This window comes from Lentzea sp. NPDC003310, from assembly GCF_040610935.1.
In the GTDB taxonomy this organism is placed as follows: domain Bacteria; phylum Actinomycetota; class Actinomycetes; order Mycobacteriales; family Pseudonocardiaceae; genus Lentzea.
Genome location: NZ_JBEXNC010000006.1, coordinates 355,686 through 381,777, shown reverse-complemented (window position 1 = coordinate 381,777; position 26,092 = coordinate 355,686). Strand labels below are relative to the sequence as shown.

Here is a 26,092-nt window from a genome sequence, read left to right as displayed (position 1 = left end):
GCCAACGAAATCCGGCCCCCTCACCACTGCGGTGAGGGGGCCGGATTCGTGTGCGGTGGATCAGGGCCAGCGCTGGTTGCCGTCGCCGGGCTTGATCAGCTCGTAGATCGTGGCATCCGGGTTCTCGTAGACCTTGCGCGCGATCTCCGGGTAGTCGTCGAGGTCGTCGATCCCGGGCGAGCGCTGCATCTCCGGCCGGACGGTGCCCTTGCCGAAGATGACGTACTTGATGCCGAGGGTGTCGACCGCCTTGCGCGCCTTCGAGTCCGTCGCCATCTCCTTGAGGTGCAACGTGAGCACGCGCGCCGGGGAGTCGTCGGGAGCGCCGTAGAACTGCCACTCGGCGGGCTTCACACCGGCCAGCGCGTACATCCACACCGATCCGTCGATGCGGTCGTTCATGACGACCGAGCCCTTGGCGTGCTGGGCCAGCCACTGGTACGCATCGCGCTCACCACGGCGGACCGTGTCGGCCTCCTTGTTGGTGAACGCGAGCCTCGACGAGTTGCGGCCGAGGTACGCGCCCTTGCCGAGGACACCCAGCACGGCCACGACGACGAGTCCGATCGCGACCGGCACCACGAAGGCCGCACGTGCCGCTCCGACCCGGTTCTCGAACCGGGCGGTGAGCTTCGTGGCGACCGTCCACACGAAGTAGCCGACGGCGACGGAACCCGCGAGCGACAGCAGGGTCGCGATGCGCCACGCGTCGTTGTAGAACGGGCCCGTGATGGTGTTGACGAAGTCGTTGTTCAACGACGCGCACGCCGCGTAGACGGCACCGAAGACGGCGTAGGACGCGACGAGCCAGAGCAGCACCCGGTTGCGCACCAGCAGGACGATGCCCGTGAACGCCGCGAGCCCGAGGAACCACTGCGGGAAGCCGTTCGCCGGGGAGAACAGCAGCACCTGGCCGAAGCCCTCCGCGGGCGATGCGAACTCGGGCCACTGCGCGGCCGTGACGCCGGCGACGGGCGCGAGCGCGGGCAGCGCGATCGGGACGACGGCCAGGACCGCGATCACCACCGTGGCGATCAACGGCAGCGCCTGCGCCTTCCAGTTGATCGGCTCCAGCTTGAACACCATCGCGAGGATCAGCGTGAGCGCGTACACGACCACGATGAACGCGAGGCTCGTGTGCAGGCCGACGAGTCCGGCGAGGGCGATGGCGACGGCCAGCGGCCCGGTCAGGCCCCGGTCCGTGAAGATCTTGCGCACCAACGCGAGCGCGGCGGGCAGGAGCGTGACGCCGGCGATGAACGGCCACAGCGGACCACGCCACAACGAGTCGTACGGGTAGGCGGTGAACCACGTCGACACCGCGGCGGCGGCGGCGACCGCGAGCGGCGGCAGGCGCCACGACAGCGCGAACGCCGCGATGCCGAGCGGCCACGCGAGCAGCACGCCGAACACCGCGAGGTTCAGCAACTGCGGCATCGCCGCGAAGTTGTCGAGCATCGGCGCCAGGAAGGCGTGGTAGGTGTTCGGGTAGAAGTAGTCGAGCTTGCCCGGCAGGTTCGCGGTCGGCGCGAGCGACGACGGCAGCGAGTTGTGGTGCTCGGAGATCCACCGGATGGCGTTGCCGTGGAACGGCGCGTCCCAGTCCTGGTTGATCGTGTCGAGCCGGTAGCCGATGCCCCGCCAGTAGGTGAAGGCGCCGACGGCCATGCCCATGACCACGCCACCGGCGATGAGCAGGTGCTCACCGAGCGTGCGCTTCGGGGCCTCCTCCGCCGTCTCCGCGTCGGCGGAGACCTTGCGCCGCACCAGCCACGTGATCGCGCCGACGACGACGGCGAGGACCAGGGTCCACAGCACCACCGAGAGCATCGTCCACGCGATGCCGAGCTTGCCGAGCACCAGCGCGCCCAGCGCCACGGTGCCGAACGTCAGCGCCGGGGCACCGCCTGCGAGCAACCAGCCGCGCAGTCTCAACGCGAAGCCCACGACGAGTCCTGGCAACCAGAACGCCAGGATTACCAAAACACCCATCTGAAGTCAGTTCCTCAGGTCAGCCGGTCACCGCGGCGGACTTCGCCTTGACCTCGGCGACGGCGCGGTGCGAGGGGAGGATGCGGCGGCGCTCGTCGTCCGCGTCGAGCTTGCCCGCGACGAGGTCGAGGAACCGGTCGAGCTGGGTGGCGAGCGGTTCCCGTGCCGTGACCAGCTCGGGGATCTCGATGACGGTCTGCTGGCGGTAGCCGCGGCCGTCCGGGTCCGAGTCGTGCGAGATGTGCTTGTAGATCGTCACGTCGCGGCGCAGCAGGTCGACCTCGATCGACCGGTCGAGCTCCTGGATCGTGAGCGACCGGATCTTGCGCTGGCCGATGCGGCTCGCCGAGACGCTCGCGATGCCGCCCGACGGGAACGTGAGGAGCGTGTCGACCACGTCCTCCGCGCCCGGCACCGACGACGGGTGGAACTGGGCCACGCCGGCCGACACGCGCTCGGGCTCGGCACCGCCGAAGCACTGGATGGCGAGGTCGACGTCGTGCACCAGCAGGTCCCACGCCACACCGGTGAGGATGCGCGGCGCGTACGGGGAGTGGCGCGCGGCCGAGACGTACACCGGCTCGGTCATCAGGCCGAGGGCGGTCATCACGGCCGGGTTGTAGCGCTCCAGCAGGCCGCACATGATCGGCAGGCCCTTGGCCTCGGAGAGCTTCAGGACCTCCTCGGTCTGCTCCAGCGAGGCGCAGACCGGCTTCTCGACCAGCAGCGGCTTGTTCTTCTCGAGGATCTCGAGCGCGAGGCCGTGGTGGCTCTCGGTGCTGGAGGCGAGCACGACCGCGTCGATGTCGGACAGGTCGCCCATCTCGGGCGCCCACGACGTCTCGAACTTATCGGCGGCGGCCTTGCCGATCTCCTCGCGCGGGTCGACGATCAGCGCGAGCTCGGCGCGTTCGGACTGGGCGGTCACACGGGCGTGCAGCGAGCCCATGTTGCCGACGCCGATGACCGCGATGCGGGGCAGGTTGCTCATGCGCCCAGCACCTCGCGCACCGTCGTGACGATCGTGTCGAGCTCGGCGTCGGTGAGCTTCGGGTGCACCGGCAGCGACAGGGCCTGGCGGGCGACGCGCTCGGCGACCGGGACGTCGGAGGCGACGACCTTCGGGTTGTCGCGGTAGCAGTCGTAGTCGAACACCGTCTTGGGGTAGTAGATCCCGTTGCCGATGCCCTTCTCGGTCAGCTTCGCGGCGAACTCGTCGCGGCTGATCGGGGCGTCGTCGGTGATCAGGACGGTGTACTGGTGCCAGACGTGCGTGCGGCCCGGCAGCACCTGCGGCAGCTTGAGGCCGGTGATGCCCTCGAGGCCCTTGGTCAGGGTCTCGGCGTTGGCCTGGCGCGCCTTGGTGATCGTGTCGAGGTTCTCCAGCTGCGGGATGCCGATCGCCGCGTGGATGTCGGTCATGCGGTAGTTGTGACCCGCGACCTCGTACTGGTAGCGCTGGCGCATGCCCTGGTTGCGCAGCACGCGCAGGCGGTCCGCGATGGTGTCGTCGGACGTCGTGATGACGCCGCCCTCGGCGGTGGTGATGTTCTTGGTCGCATAGAGCGAGAAGCACCCGAGGCCGAAGCTGCCGGACGGGCGGCCCTCGTAGGTCGCGCCGACGGCCTGCGCCGAGTCTTCGACGAGCGCGAGGCCGTGCTCTTGGACGACGGGCATGATCTTGCCCATGTCCGCCATCTGCCCGTAGAGGTGCACGGGCATGAGCACCTTGGTGTTCGGGGTGACCGCGTCCTTGATCTTGTCCGCGTCGATGTTGAAGTCGTCCTCGCGGATGTCGGCGAACCGAGCGGTCGCACCGGCCTCGAGGATGGCGTTCAGGGTCGCGACGAAGGTGAACGGCGAGGTGATGACCTCGTCACCCGGCTGCAGGTCCAAGACCTGCAAAGACGCCACGAGCGCGGTGGTCCCGTTGTTCACGGCCACGGCGTGCGGAACGCCCGCGACGCCCGCGAAGGCGTCCTCGAAGCGCTTGACCATCGGGCCCTGCGCGATCGCACCCGAGCGCAGCACCTGGAGCACCAGCTGCTCGGCGGCAGCGACGTCAACAACAGTAATCGGGATCATTCAGCAGTCTCTCGCCTTCGGGGATCTCCACCGGCGCGGCCGGTACAGTGCTCTGGCCTGCACGCGGGACCCCACGCTACCCGGAAGGGTCACGCGGCCTTCCTCCACCTCCTGATCGGAAGCACGTGGTCAACCACATCCATCCCAGCGCACTCGTCGGCGACGGCGTCGAGCTCGGCGACGGCATCACCATCGGCCCCGGCGCCGTCGTGCTCGGGCCGTGCGTGGTCGACGACGACGCGTGGATCGGCCCGGGCTGCGTCATCGGCACCCCGCCGGAGATCATCTCGATCGAGCACAACCGGGCGTGGGCCGGTGAACTGGCGCACGCGGGCGTGCACATCGGCGCGGGCGCCGTCATCCGCGAGCTGACCACCGTCCACCAGGGCTCCACCCGCACGACGAGCATCGGCGCCGGCACGTGGCTGCTCAACCGCGTGTACGTGGCGCACGACAGCCTCGTCGGCGAGGGCGTCACGCTTTCGGCCGGGGTGTCGCTCGGCGGGCACGTGCAGATCGGCGACAAGGTCAACGTCGGCATGAACGCCGTCGTGCACCAGCGCCGCGTCATCGGCGCCGGCGCCATGGTCGGCATGGGCACGCCCGTCGCGAAGGACGTGCCCCCGTTCGCCCGCGCGTACGGCAACCCGATCCGGCTGCACGGCGTGAACTCGGTCGGCATGAGCCGTTCGGGCATCTCCGAGGCCGCGATCGAGGTGCTGACCAGCGCCTACGACGCCGGTCAGCTGCCGGCGGAGATCCCCGTCGAGCTCGGGGACGCCTTCAAGTGGTGGGCGTCGGTCGACCCAGCGAAGCCCCTCGTCCGCTAGAACCAGCGTTCGAGGACCAGCGCGACGCCGTCCTCGGAGCTGGGCGCGGTGACCTCGTCGGCGACGGCGAGCGCGGCCTCGTGCCCGTTCGCCATGGCCACCCCGTGCCCCGCCCACGTGAGCATCTCCACGTCGTTGGGCATGTCGCCGAACGCGATCACGTCCTCCTGCCGCACGCCGAACCGCTCGGCCACGTCGGCGAGCCCGCTCGCCTTCGTCACACCCGGCACCGCGAGCTCGACCAGCCCGTTGTTCGTCGAGTAGGTCACCGCCACCTCGCCGTCGAGCACCGCGCCGATGCCCGCGGCCATCTCGTCGCTGCGCATGCCGGTGTGCCTGACCAGCAGTTTGACGGCCGGGTGGCCCAGCGTCTCGGCGCGGGTCAGCCCCACGTTCGGCCCTTCCGGCCACGGGTGCGAGTAGCTCAGCTCGGCGACGAACGTGGCGTCGTCGCCCGGCGTGCCGACGCGCTCGACCGCGAACGTGCAGCCGGGCAGGGCGCTGTCGATGGCGGAGGCGATGTCGTGCAGCCGCACCGGGTCGAGCGTGTGCGCCCAGATGATCTCGTCGCGGCCGATGTCGTAGAGCACCGCGCCGTTCGCGCAGACCGCGAGACCGTCCAGCCCGGCGGACTTCGCGATCTGCGGCACCCACCGCGGCGGCCTGCCGGTGGCGAGGACGAAGGGCACGTCGGCGGCCAGCACGCGGCCGATCACGGCGGCTGTCCGGGCGGTGACCCGTTCGCCGGGGGGCGGGGGAAGAAGGGTTCCGTCGACGTCGGACGCGACCAATCTGGGCTGTTCCACCCGCCCATGGTGCCTGGTCCAAGTTCGTCAGCGGCTGAACAGCTGGTTACCTTAGCCACCGTGCGCGCTGGAATCGTGATCCTTCCCGAACACCGGTGGTGGATGGCCGAACCCAAGTGGCGCGCCGCCGAGGAGTACGGCTTCCACCACGCGTGGACCTACGACCACCTCGGCTGGCGCACCCTGGTGGACGGCCCGTGGTTCGGTGCCGTGCCGACCCTGACAGCGGCGGCGATGGTCACCTCGCGCATCCGTCTCGGCACGTTCGTCGCGAGCCCCAACTTCCGCCACCCCGTGCCGTTCGCGCGGGACCTGCTGACGCTCGACGACGTGTCGGACGGCCGGTTCACGCTCGGCGTCGGCGCAGGTGGGGCGGGGTACGACACCACGGTGCTCGGCGAGAAGCCACCGCTTCCGCGCGACCGCACCGCCCGGTTCGCCGAGTTCGTCGAGCTGCTCGACCAGCTGCTGATCAAGGACCGCACGTCGTGGCACGGCGAGTTCTACGCGGCGGAGGAGGCCCGCAGCGCACCCGGCTGCGTGCAGCGGCCGCGGCTGCCGTTCCTGGTCGCCGCGAACGGCCCGAAGGCGATGAGGGTCGCCGCCCGCTTCGGCCAGGCGTGGGTCACGACGGGCCCGCCGACCGAGGACGTCGAGGCGTGGTGGAGCGGCGTGCGGACGATGGCCGAGCAGTTCAGCGAGACGTTGGCCACAGAGGACCGGGCCGTGCGCATGCACCGGTACCTCAACCTGGACTCCGCGCCGGTGTACTCGCTGTCCAGCGCGGCGTGCTTCCAGGACGCGGTGGGCAGGGCGGCCGAGCTCGGCTTCACCGACGTCGTGGCCCACTGGCCGCGGCACGACGGCGTGTACGCGGGCAGCGAGGCGGTGGTCGAGGAGATCGCGGCCGACGTCCTGCCGGTTCTCGGGCGCTAGGGCCTGTGTCGAGGTCCGGGTTCGATGAGAGTCGCGCCTGAGGTGGTTCCTGGTGGTGCGGCCGGGCGGGCCGCGTACCGGTGTTGTACGTGGGTCGTCCGGCCGCGCCGCCAGGGGCCGCCTCAGGCCCGGCTATCGCGGACCCGGACCTCGACACAGGCCCTGAGGATCTACCGTGTTCCCCGTGCGACATGTCGTGGTGATCGGTGGCGGAATCGTCGGGCTCGCGGTGGCGAACGAGCTGGCGTCGCGGGGCTCGCGGGTGACCGTGCTGGAGAAGGAACGCGTCTGGGGCGCGCACCAGACCGGCCACAACAGCAACGTCGTGCACGCCGGCCTGTACTACAAGCCCGGCTCGCTGAAGGCGCGGATGTCCGTCGCCGGCAACGCGTCCATGGTCGCGTTCGCGCGTGAGCACGGCGTCCCGGTCGACGTGTGCGGCAAGCTCGTGGTCGCGACCTCGCCGGACGAGCTCCCCCGCCTGCACGACCTGGCGGCGCGCGCGGAGGCCAACGGCGTCCCGGCGAAGCTGATCACGGCCGCCGAGGCGCGCGAGCACGAACCCGAGGTCGCGTGCGTCGCGGCGCTGCGCGTGGAGAGCACGGCGATCATCGACTACCCCGCCGTGTGCGCCGCGCTGGTCGGCCTGCTGTCCGAGCACGACCTGCGCTTGAGCTCCCCTGCACTCGCGATCCGCTCCGCCCCCGGCGGCGTGGAGGTGGCGACGCCCCAGGGCGTGGTGCGGGCGGACGCGCTGGTCAACTGCGCCGGCCTGCACAGCGACCGGGTGGCGCGGCTGGCCGGGCTGACCCCGTCGGCGCGCATCGTGCCGTTCCGCGGCGAGTACTTCGAGCTGCGCCGCACGTCCCTGGTCCGCGGCCTGATCTACCCGGTGCCGGACCCGACGCTGCCGTTCCTCGGCGTCCACCTGACCCGCATGCTCGACGGCAGCGTGCACTGCGGCCCCAACGCCGTGCTGGCGCTGCGCCGCGAGGGCTACCGCTGGCGGGACTTCTCCCTGACCGACGTCGCCGACGTGGCGCGGTTCCCCGGCACATGGCGGCTGGCCCGCAGGTACGCCCGCACCGGCGCCGAGGAGGTGCTCCGCTCGCTGTCGCGCAAGCGCTTCGCCGCCTCGCTCGCCCGGCTCGTGCCCGCGGTGCGCGAGGATGACCTGGTGCGCTCCGAGGCGGGGGTGCGGGCGCAGGCCATGCTGCCGGACGGGTCGCTGGTCGACGACTTCCTCATCGAGACGGCGGCGCGTCAGGTGCACGTGCTAAACGCGCCGTCACCGGCCGCTACGGGTTCACTGGAGATCGCCCAGCACGTCGCCGACCGCCTGACCGACTCGTTCGAGTGACACCAGCCAGATAGATCGACACCGTTTGCTGCGATACTCACCCGATCCAGTGAAGCGCTCATCTCGGGGGTCTCAGCGTGCGCACAATCAGTCATGCCGAGTACCTGGAGATGAGACGGTTCCCGGCGCTGGACGGCATGCGCGCGATCGCCGCGGTGATCGTCGTGATCTTCCACTTCGCCGGCCCGAAGTGGTCGTGGCTCAACGGCTGGATCGGCGTGCACCTGTTCTTCGTGCTCTCCGGCTTCCTCATCACGACGCTCGCGCTGAGGGAGGAGAGCCGCACCGGGAAGCTGTCGATCCGCGACTTCTACCTGCGACGGGCGTTCCGGATCCTGCCGGTGTACTACGTGGTCCTGTTGATCATCGTCGCCTTCCTGTGGCTGCGCGGCGAGTTCTTCGGCTACCACATGCAGGAGCAGCTGCCGTACTACCTGACCTTCACGAACGAGTGGGCCACACCCGGCCGGATCTACGGTCAGTCCTGGACGCTCGGAGTCGAGCAGAAGTTCTACCTCGTGTGGCCCGCGCTGATGTTCACGGTGGGCGCGTTCACTCTCAAGCGCAGGCTGCCCATGACGATCGGGCTCATGGCGCTGGCCGTGGTCGGCCACTTCTCCGGCGTCTCCGGGCTCAGCGCCGCGGCGTACTTCATGATCCTGATGGGGTGCGTGCTCGCGCTGGTGATGCACAACCCCAAGGGGTTCGCCGTCATCCGGCCGTTCACCCACCCGCTCGCCGCGCTACCGGTGCTCGTGGCCGCCGTCGTGGTGCAGACGAACATCGCGGAGATCGACGACTGGTTCGGCGGCAGCGGCGGGCTCATCCCCGTGGCGATGTACGGCATCGCGATCTCGTTGCTCGTCACGTCCACGCTGGGGCGCGGACCGGTGCAGTGGCTGCTGTCGGTCCGTCCGATGGCGTTCATGGGCGAGCGGTCCTACTCGCTCTACCTGATCCAGGAGATCGCCTGCTTCGCCGTGATCTACACGATCCCGCGGTTCAGCACTCCGAGACTCGCCACGGCACTCCTCGTGACCCTGGTGGCGCTGGTCATGGCGGACCTGCTCTACCGGTGGGTGGAGTTGCCGATGATCGAACTCGGACGCCGTCTGACCAAGAGGGTGCAGGCGCGCAAGGCTCCGGCTGCCGCGGTGCGGCAACCGGAGCTCGCGACTACCTCGGCTTGAGGACTTCCAGGCCGCCCATGAACGGCCGCAGGGCCACCGGAACGGTGACGGAGCCGTCGGCGTTCTGGTGGTTCTCCAGGATCGCGACGATCCACCGCGTGGTCGCCAGCGTGCCGTTGAGCGTGGCGGCGATCTGCGACTTGCCGTTCTCGTCGCGGTAGCGCACGTTCAGGCGGCGGGCCTGGAACGTGGTGCAGTTCGACGTCGAGGTCAGCTCGCGGTACTTCTGCTGCGTCGGCACCCACGCCTCGCAGTCGAACTTGCGGTGCGCCGACGTGCCGAGGTCGCCCGTCGCCGTGTCGATGACGCGGTACGGGACCTCGATCTTCGCGAGCATCTCCTCCTCCCAGCCGAGCAGCCGGGCGTGCTCCGCCTCGGCGTCCTCGGGCTTGACGTAGGAGAACATCTCGACCTTGTTGAACTGGTGCACGCGGATGATGCCGCGGGTGTCCTTGCCGTACGAGCCGGCCTCGCGGCGGTAGCACGACGACCAGCCCGCGTACCGGCGCTCGCCGTCGAGGATCTCGTCCGCGTGGTAGCCCGCGAGCGGCACCTCCGACGTGCCGACGAGGTACAGGTCGTCGGCCGGCAGGTGGTAGATCTCGCTCGAGTGGGCGCCCAGGAAGCCGGTGCCCGCCATGATCTCCGGCCGCACCAGGGTGGGCGTGATCATGAGCTCGAAGCCGTTGGCCGTGGCCTGCGCCGCCGCCATGTTGAGCAGCGCGAGCTCCAGCTGCGCGCCGACGCCCTTGAGGAAGTAGAACCGGCTGCCGCCGACCTTGGCGCCGCGCTCCATGTCGATCGCGCCGAGCTTCGTGCCGAGGTCGAGGTGGTCGACCGGCTCGAAGTCGAACTCGCGCGGCTCGCCGACGGTCTTGATGACGACGAAGTCGTCCTCGCCGCCGACCGGGGCGTCCGGGTGGACCAGGTTCGGGATCTTGGCCAGCAGCTCGTCGACCTCGGCTGCGGTGGCGTTCTGCTCGGCCTCGGCGGCCTTGACCTCGGCGGCCAGGTCCTTCGCCTTGACGAGCAGTGCGGCGCGGTCGTCGCCCTTGGCCTTGCCGACCTCCTTGCCGAGCACCTTCTGCTCGGCGCGCAGGGTGTCCGCGCGGGAGATGGCGGAACGCCGGCGCTCGTCCGCGGACAGCAGGCTGTCGACGACGGCCTCGTCCTCGCCACGGGCACGCTGCGACGCGCGCACGATCTCCGGGTTCTCGCGCAACACCTTGAGGTCAATCACCCTGAAAAGGGTAGTCGCCGCCTCCCAGGCACTTCATCCGGATATCCGTTCAACGGGTGGTGGGCGGGTGGCGTTGAGAGGGCAGGAGGTGCGCGATGACCGACAAGATCCCGCCCGGCTTCGACCACGAGAGGTTCCAGCGGGAGGCCGCGCGGAGGCCGAACGCGGTCGTGGCCTTCATCGGCAGCCTGCTGGCCGCTCTGCAGGGACTCCCGCAGGAGACGGCCAGGCGGCACCGCCACCGGCCCTGAGAACGCGGAGGGACCCGGCGCCGCAGCACCGGGTCCCTCGCAAGAGCGCGTGACTAGTAGATCGCGAACGCCACCACGAGGCCGAGCGCGACGTGCGCGGCCGCGACGACCACGGAGGCGGGCGCGAACCGGTCCGACTCGATGATCGAGCCGATGTCGAGCTTCGTCACCCACTCGAGCAGTCGCACGGCCGCGACCTGCACGATGATGCCGACGATGCCGTAGATCAACGACGTGAGCAGGCCCTCGTCGAGCTTGCCGACCGCGCTGAGGATGGCGACGACGACGATGAACGCCATCGACACCAGGCCGGAGGCGGTGACGATCACGGCGTTCGGCGCACCGTTGCGGACGAGGATCGACAGCTTGCCCGGCGTCGTCCAGTCGATCGCGTAGAAGCCGAACACCATGAGGACCAGACCGACGACGGCGTACAGCGCGATCGCGCCGATGCCCCGGCCGATGGCCGAGCCGAAGCCGGGGTCCAGGGCGAGATCCGTGATCATGTGCTGTTCCCTTTCCGAGTCTTACTCAACAATTCGATGCGGCACGAACGCCGCGCCATCGTCGGTCACGAGACCGACCGTTTCCCGGATGCCCAGGCCGGCCGACGTGTCGCCGACCACCCAGGCGCCCAACGCGGGGCGGTAGCCGTCGAAGTCCGGAAGCGGATCGAACAGCTGGTAGACGAAGCCTTCCTTGCCGTACACGCCACCGGTCTGCGTCTCGTAGCCCGGGGCGACGATCTGGATGTTCGAGCCCTCGCGGCCGAGCAGCGGCTTGCGCACGTACTCGGTCAGCATCCCGGGCTCGTTCAGGTACGCGGGGAGCAGGTTGGGGTGGCCGGGGTACATCTCCCACAGCACCGCGAGCAGCGCCTTGTTGGAGAGCAGCATCTTCCACAGCGGCTCGACCCACAGGGTGCCGGGCAGCGACTCCACGGCGTGGCGGCCGAACTGCTCCTCGACCACCCACTCCCACGGGTAGAGCTTGAAGACCGTGCCCATCGGGGCCTCTTCGAGGTCGACGAACCGGTTGAGCAGCGTGTCCCAGCCGACCTCCTCGATCGCGAGGCCCACGGTGTTGAGGCCCGCCTCGGCGGCGGTCTCCTGCAGGCAGGCGATCGTGAGGTGGTCCTCGCCGGACGGGTCCGCGCCGGACCAGGTGAAGTGCAGCTCACCGGAGGGCAGCTTCGCGCCGATCTCCGTCCACCGCTCGACCAGGCGCTCGTGCAGCGAGTTCCACTGGTCGGCGTCCGGGAAGACCTCCTCCTTCCAGTACCACTGGATGTAGGCGGCCTCGAGCAGCGAGGTGGGGGTGTCGGCGTTGTACTCGAGCAGCTTGGCGGGACCCGAGCCGTCGTAGCGCAGGTCGAAGCGGCCGTAGACGTGCGGGTCGCGGCGGCGCCAGGACTCGGCGATGTGCGGCCACACCCACTCGGGGATGCCGAAGTCGCGGTACCGCTCGGTGAGCACCACGTTGTCCACCGCGTCGAGGCACATGGAGTGGAGCAGCTCGACGTCGGCTTCGAGCGAGAGGACCTCGCTCATCTCGAACACGTAGTGCACGGACTCGTCCCAGTAGGGCCGGTCGGCGCCGTTCGCGTACTTCGCGGGCAGGCCGAACACCAAGCCCTGGTCGGAGACCGTCCGCTGCCAGTTCGGCCGCGGGTGTGAGGCTTCACGACGCAACTGTGCTCAGCCTCCGCTGCTCTTCGAGCCGCTGCTGATGCCGAACCCGCCGCGCTGGACCGACGTGCCCGACTTGGTCGAGACGTTCGCGCCCTTGGGGATCGTGTAGCTGCCGCCGGACACCTTCTGGCCGACCGCGCCCGTGCCGCCGTAGTTGTAGCGGTACGAGGAACCACCGATGTAGATGAAGCCACCGCTGCTGTACCCGCCGTGGCTGCGGTAGTACGACTCGTCGCAGTAGTCGTCGTCGACGATCACGTTGTTCGAGTCGGTGCACTGCGCCGTGACGTTCTTCGGGCTGGCGGCCGCGTACCAGATCGCGACCAGCGCGATCACGCCGACGGTGACGCCACCGCCGATGAGCAGGCGCTTGCGCGTCTTGCGCTTCTTCTCAAACGCGGCGGACTCGGCAGCGAACCGCTCCTGCTGCGCCTTCAGCGCGGCGGCACGAGCGCGTTGCTCGGCGACCGTGGCCTGGCGCGGCTTGGTCACGCCGGCCTGCTGCTGGCGCACCTTGCCCTTGGCCGGCGGTCCGGACTTCGGATCGGACTGCTGCGGCGCAGGCTGGTACGGCGGCGGCTGCTGAGGCTGGCCGGGCTGTTGCGGCTGGCCCGGCTGTCCCGACTGCGGCCCAGGCTGGGGCGTCGGCTGGCCAGGTCCTGGCAGGTTGTTGTCAGTCATCACCACTCCCGCGGGCAAGGTACCTAGCGAGACGGCTGAAACATGGCCAATTCAGTGACGAGTGTCCTAAAAGCAACACTCGACCCAACCCGGCGCACAGCCGTCTCACACGGCACGGGCATCATGGATGAGATGTCTCCGAGCGCCGGTTGGTTGAGTCGATCCGGTCACATCCGCGACACGCGGCTTGTGATGGCCGGCGCGTTCGTGGGCGCCTTCGGCCTGTTGATGTTGTCCACGTTCACGTCCGTGCTGGCAGGAGGCCCGCTCACCACGAAGCGGGAGCTCGTCAACGCCGCGTACCAGGCCGTGGCGGGCGAATGCCTCAACTGGGAGAAAGCGGACCTCTCGGACGCGCAGAAGGTCGACTGCTCGGCCGCGCACAAGTTCGAGGTCACCGGCACGGCCGACATCACGGCCGCGTACCCGAAGGAAGCGCCGTTCCCGAACGCGGAGGCCTGGGAGAAGATCGCCCAGGACAACTGCGCCCAGGCGTCGACCTCCTACATGGCCGGCAAGCTCGACCCCAAGGGCAAGTACGGCGTCAGCACCCTGAACCCGGACGAGAGCCGCTGGTCGAGCGGCTACCGCCAGCTCAGGTGCGGCCTGCAGGTCACCGCCCCGTCCGGCGCCGCGCTGCCGTCGTTCGGCAGCGCGAAGACGCAGGACCAGTCCGCGGTCTACGACCCGGGCGTCTGCGTCGCGCTGGCCGAGAACAACACCGTCGGTGACCCGATCGAGTGTGCGAAGCCGCACGCGTTCGAGGTCGTCGGCGTCGTCGCCCACCCGGAAGGCCCGTTCATGGCGCCCGACGCGCAGGACAAGGCGATGTCCGAGCAGTGCGCGACGATCGCCGCCGGGTACACCGGCGGCGCGGACCTGAAGGCCAAGAACCTGCTGGTCACGTGGGACGTGCGGGCCGAGGAGAGCTGGGCCGTCGGCTCCCGCAAGGCCAACTGCAAGATCGGCGCGGTCCCCCAGGGCAACAACCTGGTGGCGTGGGAGGGCAGCGTCCGCAACCCCAACGGCGCGCCGCTGACCACCGCGAACCCGCCGCAGACGACCACGGTCAAGGCCCAGGACGAGCCGACCGGCGCCCCGCTGCACTCCGAGTCCAACAAGGACCAGCCGCCCTCGGGCGAGTCGGGCAAGCCCACGGACTCCGGCAAGCCCGACAAGCCGTCCTCCGGCTCCCCCACCACGACCACCGAGAACCGATGACGGTCGAGATGACCAGGGCCCGCTTCGAGGAGCTGGTCGAAGAGGCGCTCGACCTGGTCCCGCCCGACTTCACGCACGCGATGAACAACGTCGTGGTGCTGGTCGAGGACCGCAACCCCGACGAGCCGTCGCTGCTCGGGCTCTACCAGGGCATCGCGCTGACCGAGCGCACCACGGACTACGGCGGCTCGCTGCCGGACCACATCTTCATCTACCGCGAGGCGATCCTCGACATCTGCGACACCGAGGAGGACGTCGTGGAGGAGGTCACCATCACCGTGGTGCACGAGATCGCGCACCACTTCGGGGTGGACGACGCGCGGCTGCACGAGCTGGGCTGGGGCTAGATCCTTCCCCCGCGCGGGGGAAGGATCTTCAGGTTTCTCCCGGCGCGAGCTAGATCTCGACGCCCGCCCAGGAGCGGCACACCCAGCCGTCGCCCTCGGACTCCAGCACCACCACACCGGTGTTCGGCAGCAGGTTCTCCGCCAGCTCCACCGGCACGTTCGACGCGAGCGCCAGCGCCCCCATCCGGCCGGCACCACCGTGCGTCACGACCATGACCGTGCCGTCGGCGTGGATGGACGAGATCGCGCCGAGGAACCGGTCCAGCACCTGCTGCCCGGTCTCGCCACCGCCGGGGAACGGCACGTCCAGCGCGCCCTCGGCCCACTTGATCACGGTCTCGAGGTAGGTCTGGTACGCCTCGGTGTCGTTGCGGCCCTCCAGCGAGCCGACCTGGATCTCCTCGATGCCCTCGAGGACCTGCACGGGCAGGCCGAAGCGTTCGGCGGTGGGGGCGGCGGTCTGCTGGGCGCGCAGGCCGATGCTCGCGTAGACGGCGGTGATCGTCTCGGCGGCGAGGGTGTCGGCCAGTTCGCGGGCCTGCTTGTGGCCCAGTTCGGTGAGCGGCGGACCCGGCATGGCCGTGTCCAGCTTGCGCTCGATGTTCGACGCCGTCTCACCGTGCCTGACCAGCAGCAACCTCACCCGCGCTCGCCCTTTCTGACAGCATCGACCCAGGAGGCGGCTGCGGCGAACTCGGCGTTGTGAGCCTCGACGGGCTCGTGGTCGGCCTTCGGGAAGGACCCGAGGAACCGGATCTCGCGCGAGTGTCGGTGCAGCGCGGCCAGCGCGTCACCGATCCTCGGCTCTGCGATGTGCCCCTCGACGTCGATGTAGAAGCGGTACGTCCCCAGTTTGCCCTTCTGCGGGCGCGATTCGAGGCCGGTGAGATTGATGCCACGCAAGGCCAGCTCGGTGAGCAGCTCCGACAGCACGCCGACGCGGTTCGGCGTGGTCACGACGACGCTCGTGCGGTCGGCTCCGGTCGGCTCCGGCAGGTGACCCGGACGGCGCAGCAGGAGGAAGCGGGTCCGCGCGTCGGGCACGTCCAGGACGTCGGTGGCGTACTCGTCGAGCTTGTAGTGGTTGATCGCGACCGGGGCGGACACGGCCGCGTCGAACTCGCCACGTTCCACGGCGGCCGCCGCGGCGGCGGTCGACGAGGTGGCGATCGAGGTGGCACCGGGCAGCGAGGCCGCGATCCACTCGCGGACCTGGGCCAGCGCGTGCGGGTGCGAGGCGATCGTGCGGATCTCGGTGGTCCCCGGCTGGACCAGGACGCTGAACCGGACGTCCAGCACGGTCTCGGCGACGGCGACGACCGGTTCGTCGCGCACCAAGGCGTCGAGCGTTACGGGCACCGCGCCCTCGACGGAGTTCTCGATGGGCACGCACGCGAAGTCCGCTGAGCCGTCGCGCACGGCGGCGATGGCGAGCGGGATCGTCTCGAACGGCACCAGGTCGCCCTCGAACCGCATCGCTGCCTGCTCGGTGAAGGTCCCCTGTGGTCCGAAGTACGCAATGCGCGGCATCGGGTCAGCGTAGTGCGGCGTTCAGAGGCGGAAATCACGCCTGTGTCGACCGCCAAACCTGGGTTCCGCCGGGGCCGTTCGAACTGGAATGCTTGGGGCGTGCCCGCTCTAGCGCCTGAACTCGTGTTGTGCGCGGTCGACGAACCGATGGCGAACGCCTGGTCCGCCGTCGCGGACGGACGCACCGGGGTGAGGGTGCACCGGGGGTCGGTGCTGGACATCCACGCGCAGGCGATCGTCAGCCCGGCGAACTCGCAGGGCTGGATGCGCGGTGGCATCGACGCCGTCTACGCCACGGCGTTCCCCGAGGTCGAGAACAACGTCCGCAGCGCGGTCCTCACGCTGCACGGCGGTGAGCTCCCGGTCGGCGAGGCCCAGATCGTGGCGACGGGCGAGACCGAACCGGCGTGGCTCATCAGCGCCCCGACGATGCGCCGGCCCGGCGAACGGCTGCCGGTCGACACCGTCCACCCCTACCTCGCCGCACGGGCGGTGCTGATGCTCTGGCTCGGAGGGCGGCTGGAGGACGGCACGCCGGTGCGCGACGCCGTCCACACCATCGCGATGCCGGGACTCGGCACCGGGGTCGGCGGCGTCGCCCCGTCCACGTGCGCCCACCAGGTCGCCGCCGCGTGGGACGAGGCGTTCAACCCGCTGCACGTCTGAGCATGTGCACAACCTGTGGACAAGGTTGTGGACAGCTGTGGACTACTGCCGTGGTGCGACCCATCGTTCCAGGTCCAGCTCGTCTGTGATGGGGATGCCGAACTCCCCGACGGCCGGGATCTCCGGTTTGAGCTTGCGCGCCTCGCGGACCGCGTCGGGTCTGATCGCGACGAGCTTGAAGCCGCGGCGCTGGTAGAAGCGGACCGCGTCGAGGTTGTCGTTGGTGGTCGTCAGGCGCACCCGGTTGCACCCGAGCGTGCGCGCCTGGCGCACCGCGGCGTCGACCAGCGCGGTGCCGACGCCGCGGCCCCTGCGCAGCGCGTCGATCGTGACGATCTCCAGCTGGTTGTTCGCCACCGCGTAGGTCAGCAGACCCAGCACGTGCCCCTGCTTCTCCACGAGGAAGCCCGGCAGACTCGCAGGGAAGAACACCTCGCCGTGCGCGACGGCGGTGTGCGCGCCCCATAGCTCGAGAACCAGTCGGGCGACGACTATGCGATCTGCTTCCTCGACCGGTCTTACCGAGCCTTCTGCCATGACAAGAACTGTGCCAATTCGAGTCACGCTCAGGAACAGCCATTCGACGTACGGTGGATTCGTGCCAGTGCGCGTTCTGTTGGTTGACGATCACGAAGTAGTGCGCAGAGGACTGCGCGAGATGCTCGACGACGAGGCGGACATCTCGGTCATAGCCGAGGCCGGGTCCGTCGGCGAGGCGGTGACGCGGGCCGCGAAGACCCCGCCCGACGTGGCGGTGGTCGACGTCCAGCTCCCGGACGGCAGCGGGGTCGACCTGTGCCGCTCGCTGCGGGACCTGGGCATCCGTTGCCTCGTCTTGACAGCCTTCGACGACGAAGAGGCTCTGGTCGGCGCGATCATGGCTGGGGCGTCCGGCTATCTGCTCAAGCAGGTGCGCGGCCAGGACGTCGTCACGGCCGTGCGGGAGGTCGCGGCTGGACGGTCCCTTCTGGACCCCGCCACCACGAGCCGGGTGCTCGAACGGATGCGCAACCCCACCCCGATCGGCCTCACCGACCAGGAACAGCGCGTGCTCGAACTGATCGGTGAGGGGCTCACGAACCGCCAAATCGGTGAACGCCTGTTCCTCGCGGAGAAGACCGTGAAGAACTACGTGACGTCCGTTCTCTCCAAACTCGGCATGGAACGGCGGACGCAAGCCGCCGCCTGGGTGGCTAAACGGGGACGGACCAGGTGAGCGTCGTCCCGTTCGGCGAACTCACCACGCGGAAATCCCCGTTCGCGGACTTCGCCCGTTCGGCGAGGTGCCGCAAACCGCGTTGAGTCACGCCGGACGGGATGCCGCACCCGTTGTCCGCGACGCGCAGCAGCAGGTGCTTCTCATCGCGCCGTACGTCGATCTGGAGGTTCGTGGCGCCTGAGTGCCGCACGACGTTCGACAACGCCTCACGCAACGCAGCGCGCGCGTCGTCGGCGTGCCGTTGCGGCACGTTCGCCAGGTCGCCCGACACGTGCAGGCGTGGTGCGAACCCGAGCAGCTCACCGGCAGTGCGGACCTCCGCCTTGATCGAGTCGAGCAGGTCGGTGCCCTCGGCCGGGTCGGTGTGGCGCAGCTTGCGGACGGTCCCGCGGACCTCGGCGATCGTCTCGTCGACCAGGTCGACGGCCTCGTTGATCCGGGCGCGGTCGGTGTTGTCGAGCTTCTTGCCCAGGCGCCGTTCCAGCAGGCTGAGCTGCACGCCGGCGCCGTAGAGCCGCTGGATGATCACGTCGTGCAGGTCGCGGGCGATGCGTTCGCGCTCCTCGTAGACCGCGACGCGCTGGCGGGCCGTGAAGCCCTCGGCCAGCACGACCGCGAGGCCCGCCTGCGCCGCGAACGCCGACAGCACGTCCACCGTCTCCTGCGTGAACGGCGCCTTGTCCCGGCGCCGGTAGACGGCCAGCGCGCCGATCTTGCGGTCCGAGGTGCCGAACGGCGCCACGGCGAACGGTCCGTACGTTCTCAGCGCGTGCGGCACGTACGGCGCCGTGCGCGGATCGCTCGTGACGTCGTCCGCCATCACCGGCACGCCGGTGCGCGCGGCCTTGGCTGCGGCACTGCGCGGGCTCAGCGTCGCGACGACCGGTTCCCCGCTCGACGCCTCCACGGTCAGCGTGCCGTCGTCCTCGTCGGTGGCGAGCATGGCGAGGCCGAGGTCGGCGTCCGCGATCTCCGCGGCCGCCTCCACCACGAGCCGCAGCACGTTCTCCGGGTCTTCCAGTGCCGCCGACGTGATCTCGGTGGACGCGACGAGCACGCGCCGCGCCAGAGAGGGGTCCATGGTCCTCAACGGTATGCGGGGGCGCCGAGGTCCAGCACCAGGTCCGCCCTCGCCGCCTCGTCCGGGCGGTGCGTGATGTGCAGAACGGTCCGGCCGTCCTGCCTGAGCTGCTCGAGCAGCCTGCGCGCGGTCGGTTCGTCGAGGTGCGCGGTGGGCTCGTCGAGCAGCACCACGTCGGCGTCGTGCAGCAACGCCCGCGCGAGCGCCAGCCGTTGAGCCTCGCCACCCGAGACCTGGTCGGGCCTGATCACGGTGTCCAGCCGGTCCGTCCAGTCCTCCAGGCAGGCCTTGCGCAACGCCTCCCGCAGCGCGTCGTCGTCGTGCTGACCCGACATCCGCAAATTCTCCCGCACGGTCGTGCTGACCAGCATCGGCTCCTGCGGGCACCAGGTGGCGCGCGGCAGCTCGACGATGCCGCGCTCGGGCTGGAGGAAGCCCAGGAGCAGCGCGAACAGCGTCGACTTGCCGCTGCCCGACGGGCCGACGACCGCGACGTGCGTGCCGGGTTCGACGTTGAGGTGCAGGTCGCGCAGCGTCGGCTCGGTGGCACCCGGCCAGCGGACGTCGACGTTCTCCAGGCGGATCCGCCTGCCCCGCTGCGGCTCCGGCTGTTCCGACGCGTCGAACTGCAGCCGCGCGCTCGCTTCCCGCAACGCCCGGCGCTGCTGGGCGGCCAGCGGTAGTGCGGCCAGCGGCTCGGCGAGCGCGAGCGGTACGAGGCCGAGCACCGGGTTGCCGGTGGTGGCGCAGACCAGGGCGGCGGCGCCGGTCGCGAGCAGGACGATCGCTGTGGCCGCACCCGTACCAAACGCTTGCCTGCGGGTCTGGCCCGCGAGTTCGACGTCCTCGGCGTGCAGCCGGTCCAGCAGGCGGTGGTGGGCGTCGTGCGCGATGAGGTCCGGCGCGGCGGCGAGCGCGTTGATCGTGTCGCGGGCGACCTTGCGACGGCCCCTGGCGAGCTTCGTGCTGGCCCGGCGTTCGGTCCAGACGGCGACCGCCGGGGCGGCCAGTCCGGCCGCGAGCAGCAACCCGCCCAGCGTCAGCGCGGCGGCCGGGTCGATGAACGCGAACAGGACCGTTGTCGCGAGGCCGGCTCCGATCGCCACGACCGGTGGCACGAGCACGCGCGGAATCAGGTCGCGAACCGTGTCGGTGTCGTCCACGAGCCGTTGGAGCCCATCACGCCGTTGGGTCCGCACGAGCCGCAACCACAGCTCTCCGCGCAGCTTGTTCGCGAGGCGGAACGTCTCGTCGTGCGTCACCAACCGCTCGATGTACCGCAGCACGCCCTTGCTCAGCGCGAACGTCCGCACGCCCACGACCACCACCGACAGCGTCAGGATCGGCGGCATCTCGGCCGCACGGGCGATCAGGTGGGCGGCCAGCGCGGTCAGCGCGATGCCCGCCATCGCCGCGAGCACGCCCAGCCCGGCGCCCTTCCACGGCAGCGGCAGTCGCTTCGGCCGTTCCGGGACGGCCTCCTCGGTGACGACCCTGGCGAACGTCTCGTCCTCGGTCGTCTCCTTCTCGCGGTGCGAGGCGAGGACGACGGCGGCCGTGGCGCTGGCTCGCTTGATCGCTTTGTCGACTTTGCGACTTGTCACCGGGTCGAGGTGCGCGGTCGGTTCGTCGAGGAGGAGCACCGTCGCGCCGTGACGCACCCTAAGCAGAGCGCGCGCGACTGCGACACGTTGGCGTTCACCGGTCGAGAGGTCGGTGATCTGGCGGTCGAGCAGGTGCGACGCCACGACCTCGTCCGCGACCTGCTCGACGTCCTCGGCGCCGGGAACCGTCAGCTCCAGCTCCGCGCGGGGCGTGGCAGCGGCGAACGCGGGCCTTTGCGGCACGTACGCGATGTCGCCGGCCACGAACGCGGTGCCGTCCGTCGGCTGCACGAAACCCAGCAGCACCCCGAACGTCGTCGACTTCCCGGCACCGCTCGCGCCTTCGAGTCGATAGATCTCTCCTGGCCGCACGTCGAAGCTGATGCCGTCCGGCGCGAACCCGCCGCGCCGCAGCACGCGCAGGTTGTCGACGTGCACCGCACCGCCGGGCAGGCGCGGCCGTGAGCCGTCCTCGTGGTCCACGACCTCGGCGACGCGCCGGACCGCCTCCAGGCCGTCCTCGCTCGCGTGGTGGGCGGCACCGGCCGCGCGCAACGGCAGGTAGCACTCGGGCGCCAGGATCAGCACGACCAGCGCGGTCATCAGCGTCATGTCGCCGTGCACGAGCCGGATGCCGATGCCCACGGCGATCAGCGCGACGCTCAACGAGGCCGCGATCTCCAGCACCAGCGCGCTGAGGAACGCGATCCGCAGCGTGCCCATCGTGGCCTTGCGGTGCTGCTCACCGATCTGCTCGACGGCGGCGGCCTGCTGCTTGGCGCGGCCGAAGACCGTGAGCACCGGCAACGCGCGCAGCAGTTCGAGCAGCTGCGCCGACAGCAGCTCGGTGACGTCGGCGGCCTTGCGGACGCGCTTCTCGGTGTACCAGCCGATCAACGCGGCGAAGACCGGGATCAGCGGCACGGTGACCGCGATCAGCACGGCCGACGGCCAGTCGGTGAAGAGGATCCACGCCCCGGCGAGCGGTGGCACGACCACGGCCGTGACCAGCGCGGGCAGGTAGCGGGTGAAGTACGCGTCGAGCGCGTCGAGGCCCTTGGTCGCGAGCACCGACAGCTCGGCCGTGCCGCGTTCGGCGATCCAGGCGGGGCCGCGTTCGAACGACTTGGCGAGCAGCCGGGTCCGCAGCTCCTCCTTCGCCCCGGCGGCGGCGCGGGCGGCGACGCTCTCCGTCGCCCACGACAGTCCGGCACGGGCCAGGATCGCGACGGCCAGCAGCGGCAGGCCTTCGCGGGTCGTGATCACCGACGCCAGCGCGACGGCCTGGGCGACGAGCGCCAGGGCGTTGAGGAACGCCAGCGCGCCCACCCCGACGAGGGCGCGCCTGGCGTTCTTCGAGAGCTGGGGCAGGGCTCCCAGCGGACCGCGCTTCATCAGTGCGCCGCCGGGATGTGCTGGACGCCGATGCGCTTGCGGAACACCCAGTACGTCCAGCCCTGGTAGACGAGCACCGCGGGAGTGCCGAAAGCGGCGACCCACGTCATGACCTTCAGCGTGTACGGGCTCGACGCCGTGTTGGCGATCGTCAGCGACCACGCGTCGTTCAGCGTCGACGGCAGAACGTTCGGGTACAGCGTGCCGAACAGCACCACGACGCTCGCCGCGATCGCCAGTCCCATCAACGCGAACGACTGCCCGTCGCGGTCCACGGCCAGCCGCCACATCGCGAGGCCGAGGATCGCGACGACCACCGCAGCCCACAGCCCGGCGGCGATGGCCAGCAGCGCCACGAGCGGGAGAAGTGCGACGGGCGCGAGCATCAGCGCGGTGCGGCGGGCCCGTTCGCGGATCTCGCCCTCGGTCTTGAGCGCCGTGAACACCGCGCCGTGCACCAGCGCGTAGCCCGCGAAGGCGAGCGCGCCGACGACCGTCTCCAGCCGGATCGCCTCGAACGGCCCGCCGACGCGGTCGCCGTTCGCGTCGATCGGCAGGCCCAGCACCGTCGTCGAGATCAGCAGGCCGACGCTGAGCGTGGCGATCCACGAGCCCGCGACGATGGTGATGTCCCAGGCCCTGCGCCAGCGCGGGTTGTCGACCTTGCCGCGGTAGTCGAACGCGACCCCACGTCCGATCAACGCGACGAGGAACAGCGTCAGTGGCAGGTACGCGGCGCTGAGCAGCGCCGCGTACCAGCCGGGGAAAGCCGCGAACGTGGCACCGATCGCGGTGATGAGCCACACCTCGTTGCCGTCCCAGACCGGCCCGATGGTGTTGATCATGACCCGGCGTTCGCGGTCGCTGCGCCCGAGAACCGGCAGCAGCATGCCGACGCCGAAGTCGAATCCTTCGAGGAACAGGTAGCCGAGCCACAGCACGGCGATCAGCACGAACCAGAGCGTTTCCACGTCGCCTCTCCCCTAGTACGCGAACGCCAGGGCGCCGTCGTCGGTCTTCTGCGGCAGCACACCGGGAATCCCGCTCCTGACGTACTTGCGGATCAGGTAGAACTCCACGACCGCCAGCACGGTGTAGACCGCGGTGAGCGCGATGAGCGAGGTCAGGATCTCGCCGGCCGTGGACTGGCTGACCGCCTGCGCGGTGAACATCCACACCCCGTCGACCCCGCTCGGGTTCGGCACCACGACGAACGGCTGCCGCCCCATCTCCGTGAAGATCCAGCCCGCGCTGTTGGCCAGGAAGGGAGTCGCGATGCCGGCGAGACCGAGTGCCGGGAACCACCAGCCGGTGGGCGTCCGGTTCTTCCGGGTCAACCAGAGCATGAACACCCCGAGGCCGGCCGAGATGCCGCCGAACCCGATCATCAACCGGAAACCCCAGTACGTCACGGGAAGCGCGGGCACGTAGTCGATCGGCTTGCCGCTGAGCTCGCCCAGCCGTTCGTCGACGGGGTAGAACTCGCCGTACTTCTCCTGGTACATCGGGACCAGGTCCTGGATTCCCTTGACCTCGCTGCTGAAGTCGTTGTGCGCCAGGAAGCTCAGCAGTGCGGGCACCGTGATGCTCTTGACGTTCTCGCAGTCCGGCCGGGTGACGTCGCCGACCGCGAAGATGCTGAAGCTCGCCGGCTGTTCGGTGTGGCACAACGCTTCCGCGGCGGCCATCTTCATCGGCTGCTGCTCGAACATCAGCTTGCCCTGCAGGTCACCGGTGATCGCCAGGGCGCTGAACGCGACCACGCCGACCCACGTGCCGAGCTTGAGCGAGCTGCGCCAGACCTTCTCCTCCTCCGACTTGCGGTGGAGGTGCCACGCGGCGATGCCCACGAGGAAGGCGGCCGACACCGCGAACGCGCCCGCGATGGTGTGCGGGAAGGCGGCGAGCGTCGTGTTGTTCGTCAGCACGGCCCAGATCGAGGTGAGGCGCGGACGGCCCTCGTGCATCTCGATGCCGACCGGGTGCTGCATCCACGAGTTGGCGGCGAGGATGAAGTACGCGCTGGCCATCGTCGCGAGGCTGAACGCCCAGGCGCAGGCGAGGTGGACCTTCTTCGGCAGCTTGTCCCAGCCGAAGATCCACAGCCCGAGGAACGTCGACTCGACGAAGAAGGCGACGATCGCCTCCATCGCGAGCGGAGCGCCGAACACGTCACCGACGAACCGCGAGTAGGCGCTCCAGGCCATGCCGAACTGGAACTCCTGCACGATGCCCGTCACGACGCCGGCGGCGAAGTTGATCAGGAGGAGCTTCCCCCAGAACTTCGTCATCTTGTAGTAGCGCTCGTTGCCCGTGCGCACCCACGCGGTCTGCATCGCTGCCACGAGCAGCGACAGGCCGATCGTCAGCGGCACCATCAGAAAGTGGTAGACGGTGGTGATGCCGAACTGCCACCGCGCGAGTTCGAGTACTTCCACGTTTCCGAGCCTAGGTGTGGATCATGGCGGTTATCAGGTACGACGGTCCCGTCCCGGCTCGGGACCAAGGTCCCGTGCGCGAAGTCACGCCTTGTGGGTGACATGCGTCGGTTACGATGAATGCGCCAGAGGGGAGTAGTTCCCACCGGAGCAGTCGGCCGGTGGCGTGGTGATCGACATACTGATCCCGCCTTCGAGCGGATCCGGTCCCACACCCGTCTTGTACGGGCGAACGAGACCTCCGGCCAGGCTGCAAGACGCCTGGTCGGGGTCTGATGCGCCTCCGTCCGGGCTCGTATTCGGACGTGGAGGACCTCGTGGCCACATCAATGCTCGCGTTCATCACCGCCTTCGCGGTGGTGTTCCTCGTCGAGCTGCCCGACAAGACCATGGTCGCGACCCTCGTGCTGACCACGCGCTACCGCGCCTGGCCGGTGTTCGTGGGCGTCGTGGCCGCCTTCGCCGTGCAGAGCGTGGTCGCCGCCGCGTTCGGCTCCGCGATCACCCTGCTCCCGGACCGCGTCGTGGCGGGCGTGGTCGCCGTGCTGTTCGGCGTGGGCGCGTTCATGCTGCTCAAGGAGGGGTTCTCGCGGGACGAGGACTCCGCGGACGAGGCGGGGACGCACACCTCCGTGCCGTTCTGGCGCGCTGCCCTGACGTCGTTCGGCGTGCTGTTCGCGGCCGAGTGGGGCGACGCCTCGCAGCTCGCGACCGCCGGCATCACCGCCCGCTACGGCGCGCCGCTCGCGGTGGGCCTGGGCGCGTGGCTCGCGCTCGTCGCCGTGGCCGGGCTGGCCGTCCTGGTGGGACGCAAGCTCGCCGGACGGCTGCCGACGCACTGGATCCAGCGCGTGGCCGGGGTGGTCTTCGCGGTGTTCGGCGTGATCGCGCTGACGCAGGTGTTCTAGGCCCTGTCCTGCGAGTTCGTCCGGTGGCAGGCGCGGGCGAGAGACCCGGAGGCGGTGCCGCCGCGACGGCCTCATACCGGGCGTATCCGGGCGTTGCGGTGCCGTCTCCGGGGCCCTCGGCCGCCACTGCCGCCCGACGGGACTTGCAGGACAGGGCCTGGCTGGTCACCAGACCGGTCGCAGCCCTGGCTGGTCCTCGCCGTGGACGTGCTGCAGGTACGCGGCGAGGCCCTGCCTGATCGTGACGACCGTGTCGGCCCCGATCGCCTCGGCCATCTCGGCCTCCAGGTCCGCCCACAGGTTGTCGGCGAACTTCAGGTAGTCGCGGCCCTTCGTGGTCAGCGCGACGTACTGGGCGCGCTTGTCCGTCGGGTGCGGTTCCCGCAGGACGTAGCCCCACTCGTCCAGCTCGGCGACGATCTTCGCCGCGGCCTGCTTCGTGACGCCGAGGTGCTGTCCGATGTCGACGGTGGTCGCCCGCTTCTCCTTGAGGAACCGGAACACGTAGCCGTGCGCGGGCCGGAGCGGCTCGAGGCCGATCTGGCGGAGCCGGTCGTGGAACTGGTCGCCCATGGCGCGGTACGTCATCGCCAGCAGCATCGGGACCGGTTCCATGTTTCG

Annotated in this window: 26 protein-coding genes; 10 read left to right on the top strand and 16 right to left on the bottom strand. The window is 70.0% G+C overall.

The annotated features are described in order from the left end of the window. Positions 1 to 60: 60 nt before the first annotated feature. From ABZX02_RS14515 to ABZX02_RS14505, 3 genes are read right to left on the bottom strand one after another with little or no spacing between them, the layout of a single operon-like run. A complete protein-coding gene (locus ABZX02_RS14515; protein WP_355298239.1) occupies positions 61 to 1,992 on the bottom strand; it encodes a DUF6541 family protein in 1,932 nt (643 codons plus the stop codon). 19 nt (positions 1,993 to 2,011) lie between these two features. Beyond that, a complete protein-coding gene (locus ABZX02_RS14510) occupies positions 2,012 to 2,983 on the bottom strand; it encodes a Gfo/Idh/MocA family oxidoreductase (protein ID WP_355298237.1) in 972 nt (323 codons plus the stop codon). Next, positions 2,980 to 4,077: a DegT/DnrJ/EryC1/StrS family aminotransferase gene (locus ABZX02_RS14505; RefSeq protein ID WP_355298235.1), complete on the bottom strand. Its 1,098-nt coding sequence runs from the start codon at positions 4,075 to 4,077 to the stop codon at positions 2,980 to 2,982. The genes ABZX02_RS14510 and ABZX02_RS14505 overlap by 4 nt, the downstream gene beginning before the upstream one ends. A gap of 125 nt (positions 4,078 to 4,202) precedes the next feature. On the opposite strand from ABZX02_RS14505, the gene ABZX02_RS14500 reads away from it, so the two are divergent. After that, positions 4,203 to 4,907, top strand: a complete 705-nt coding sequence (locus tag ABZX02_RS14500; protein ID WP_355298233.1) for a UDP-N-acetylglucosamine acyltransferase — start codon at positions 4,203 to 4,205, stop codon at positions 4,905 to 4,907. On the opposite strand, the gene ABZX02_RS14495 is transcribed toward ABZX02_RS14500, so the two are convergent. Then, complete coding sequence (locus tag ABZX02_RS14495; RefSeq protein WP_355298231.1) at positions 4,904 to 5,713, bottom strand: HAD family hydrolase; 810 nt, start codon at positions 5,711 to 5,713, stop codon at positions 4,904 to 4,906. The two genes, ABZX02_RS14500 and ABZX02_RS14495, sit on opposite strands and share 4 nt — an antisense overlap. A 60-nt stretch (positions 5,714 to 5,773) precedes the next feature. On the opposite strand from ABZX02_RS14495, the gene ABZX02_RS14490 reads away from it, so the two are divergent. From ABZX02_RS14490 to ABZX02_RS14480, 3 genes are all read left to right on the top strand, one after another. Further along, positions 5,774 to 6,649 carry an LLM class flavin-dependent oxidoreductase gene (locus tag ABZX02_RS14490; RefSeq protein WP_355298230.1) on the top strand — a complete coding sequence of 292 codons (876 nt, stop codon included), beginning with the start codon at positions 5,774 to 5,776 and terminating at the stop codon, positions 6,647 to 6,649. Positions 6,650 to 6,833: 184 nt separating this feature from the next. Further along, positions 6,834 to 8,009: an L-2-hydroxyglutarate oxidase gene (lhgO, locus tag ABZX02_RS14485; protein WP_355298228.1), complete on the top strand. Its 1,176-nt coding sequence runs from the start codon at positions 6,834 to 6,836 to the stop codon at positions 8,007 to 8,009. Between the two features lie 77 nt (positions 8,010 to 8,086). After that, on the top strand, positions 8,087 to 9,199 hold the full coding sequence (locus ABZX02_RS14480) for an acyltransferase (protein WP_355298227.1): 1,113 nt from the start codon (positions 8,087 to 8,089) through the stop codon (positions 9,197 to 9,199). Here the strand turns inward: ABZX02_RS14480 and serS are convergent. Continuing rightward, positions 9,186 to 10,439 carry a serine--tRNA ligase gene (serS, locus tag ABZX02_RS14475; RefSeq protein ID WP_355298225.1) on the bottom strand — a complete coding sequence of 418 codons (1,254 nt, stop codon included), beginning with the start codon at positions 10,437 to 10,439 and terminating at the stop codon, positions 9,186 to 9,188. The two genes, ABZX02_RS14480 and serS, sit on opposite strands and share 14 nt — an antisense overlap. Before the next feature lie 95 nt (positions 10,440 to 10,534). Between serS and ABZX02_RS14470 the strand changes: the two genes are divergently transcribed. Continuing rightward, on the top strand, positions 10,535 to 10,690 hold the full coding sequence (locus ABZX02_RS14470; protein WP_355298223.1) for a hypothetical protein: 156 nt from the start codon (positions 10,535 to 10,537) through the stop codon (positions 10,688 to 10,690). A 53-nt stretch (positions 10,691 to 10,743) separates the two neighbouring features. Here ABZX02_RS14470 and ABZX02_RS14465 read toward each other — a convergent pair whose 3' ends face one another. From ABZX02_RS14465 to ABZX02_RS14455, 3 genes are read right to left on the bottom strand one after another with little or no spacing between them, the layout of a single operon-like run. Continuing rightward, entirely contained in the window at positions 10,744 to 11,196 is a 453-nt protein-coding gene (locus tag ABZX02_RS14465) for a DUF350 domain-containing protein (RefSeq protein WP_355298221.1), read from the bottom strand. Between the two features lie 21 nt (positions 11,197 to 11,217). Beyond that, the gene (locus ABZX02_RS14460) at positions 11,218 to 12,381 is read right to left on the bottom strand and encodes a glutathionylspermidine synthase family protein (RefSeq protein WP_355298219.1); all 1,164 of its coding nucleotides are present in this window, start codon (positions 12,379 to 12,381) and stop codon (positions 11,218 to 11,220) included. A gap of 6 nt (positions 12,382 to 12,387) precedes the next feature. Next, a complete protein-coding gene (locus ABZX02_RS14455) occupies positions 12,388 to 13,062 on the bottom strand; it encodes a hypothetical protein (RefSeq protein ID WP_355298217.1) in 675 nt (224 codons plus the stop codon). A 132-nt stretch (positions 13,063 to 13,194) separates the two neighbouring features. Here ABZX02_RS14455 and ABZX02_RS14450 point away from each other — a divergent pair, with 132 nt between their 5' ends. Together ABZX02_RS14450 and ABZX02_RS14445 are read left to right on the top strand one after the other, a co-directional pair. Next, the gene (locus ABZX02_RS14450; RefSeq protein ID WP_355298215.1) at positions 13,195 to 14,283 is read left to right on the top strand and encodes a septum formation family protein; all 1,089 of its coding nucleotides are present in this window, start codon (positions 13,195 to 13,197) and stop codon (positions 14,281 to 14,283) included. After that, positions 14,280 to 14,630, top strand: coding sequence for a metallopeptidase family protein (locus tag ABZX02_RS14445; RefSeq protein ID WP_355298213.1), 351 nt, complete (start codon positions 14,280 to 14,282; stop codon positions 14,628 to 14,630). The genes ABZX02_RS14450 and ABZX02_RS14445 overlap by 4 nt, the downstream gene beginning before the upstream one ends. A gap of 49 nt (positions 14,631 to 14,679) precedes the next feature. Here the strand turns inward: ABZX02_RS14445 and ABZX02_RS14440 are convergent, their stop codons facing one another. Together ABZX02_RS14440 and pheA are read right to left on the bottom strand one after the other, a co-directional pair. After that, positions 14,680 to 15,273, bottom strand: a complete 594-nt coding sequence (locus tag ABZX02_RS14440; RefSeq protein ID WP_355298211.1) for a histidine phosphatase family protein — start codon at positions 15,271 to 15,273, stop codon at positions 14,680 to 14,682. Further along, positions 15,270 to 16,160, bottom strand: coding sequence for a prephenate dehydratase (gene pheA / locus ABZX02_RS14435; RefSeq protein WP_355298209.1), 891 nt, complete (start codon positions 16,158 to 16,160; stop codon positions 15,270 to 15,272). Before pheA ends, ABZX02_RS14440 begins: the two co-directional genes overlap by 4 nt. 147 nt (positions 16,161 to 16,307) lie before the next feature. On the opposite strand from pheA, the gene ABZX02_RS14430 reads away from it, so the two are divergent. Beyond that, the gene (locus ABZX02_RS14430; RefSeq protein WP_355298420.1) at positions 16,308 to 16,826 is read left to right on the top strand and encodes a macro domain-containing protein; all 519 of its coding nucleotides are present in this window, start codon (positions 16,308 to 16,310) and stop codon (positions 16,824 to 16,826) included. A gap of 42 nt (positions 16,827 to 16,868) precedes the next feature. On the opposite strand, the gene ABZX02_RS14425 is transcribed toward ABZX02_RS14430, so the two are convergent. Further along, positions 16,869 to 17,363 carry a GNAT family N-acetyltransferase gene (locus ABZX02_RS14425; RefSeq protein WP_355298208.1) on the bottom strand — a complete coding sequence of 165 codons (495 nt, stop codon included), beginning with the start codon at positions 17,361 to 17,363 and terminating at the stop codon, positions 16,869 to 16,871. A gap of 61 nt (positions 17,364 to 17,424) precedes the next feature. On the opposite strand from ABZX02_RS14425, the gene ABZX02_RS14420 reads away from it, so the two are divergent. After that, on the top strand, positions 17,425 to 18,042 hold the full coding sequence (locus ABZX02_RS14420) for a response regulator transcription factor (RefSeq protein WP_355298207.1): 618 nt from the start codon (positions 17,425 to 17,427) through the stop codon (positions 18,040 to 18,042). Here ABZX02_RS14420 and ABZX02_RS14415 read toward each other — a convergent pair. Genes ABZX02_RS14415 through ABZX02_RS14400 form a run of 4 tightly spaced genes read right to left on the bottom strand, consistent with a single transcriptional unit; the run spans position 18,020 to position 24,563 of the window. Next, positions 18,020 to 19,126 carry a GAF domain-containing sensor histidine kinase gene (locus ABZX02_RS14415; protein WP_355298205.1) on the bottom strand — a complete coding sequence of 369 codons (1,107 nt, stop codon included), beginning with the start codon at positions 19,124 to 19,126 and terminating at the stop codon, positions 18,020 to 18,022. The genes ABZX02_RS14420 and ABZX02_RS14415 overlap by 23 nt on opposite strands. A 5-nt stretch (positions 19,127 to 19,131) precedes the next feature. Continuing rightward, positions 19,132 to 22,125, bottom strand: a complete 2,994-nt coding sequence (gene cydD, locus ABZX02_RS14410) for a thiol reductant ABC exporter subunit CydD (RefSeq protein WP_355298203.1) — start codon at positions 22,123 to 22,125, stop codon at positions 19,132 to 19,134. Beyond that, positions 22,125 to 23,096, bottom strand: coding sequence for a cytochrome d ubiquinol oxidase subunit II (cydB, locus tag ABZX02_RS14405; protein WP_355298201.1), 972 nt, complete (start codon positions 23,094 to 23,096; stop codon positions 22,125 to 22,127). The genes cydD and cydB overlap by 1 nt, the downstream gene beginning before the upstream one ends. Positions 23,097 to 23,108: 12 nt before the next feature. Further along, a complete protein-coding gene (locus ABZX02_RS14400; protein ID WP_355298200.1) occupies positions 23,109 to 24,563 on the bottom strand; it encodes a cytochrome ubiquinol oxidase subunit I in 1,455 nt (484 codons plus the stop codon). A 329-nt stretch (positions 24,564 to 24,892) separates the two neighbouring features. Here ABZX02_RS14400 and ABZX02_RS14395 point away from each other — a divergent pair, with 329 nt between their 5' ends. After that, the gene (locus ABZX02_RS14395; RefSeq protein ID WP_355298418.1) at positions 24,893 to 25,471 is read left to right on the top strand and encodes a TMEM165/GDT1 family protein; all 579 of its coding nucleotides are present in this window, start codon (positions 24,893 to 24,895) and stop codon (positions 25,469 to 25,471) included. Between the two features lie 165 nt (positions 25,472 to 25,636). Here the strand turns inward: ABZX02_RS14395 and ABZX02_RS14390 are convergent, their stop codons facing one another. Then, positions 25,637 to 26,086, bottom strand: coding sequence for a MarR family transcriptional regulator (locus ABZX02_RS14390; RefSeq protein WP_355298198.1), 450 nt, complete (start codon positions 26,084 to 26,086; stop codon positions 25,637 to 25,639). Between the last annotated feature and the right edge of the window lie 6 nt (positions 26,087 to 26,092).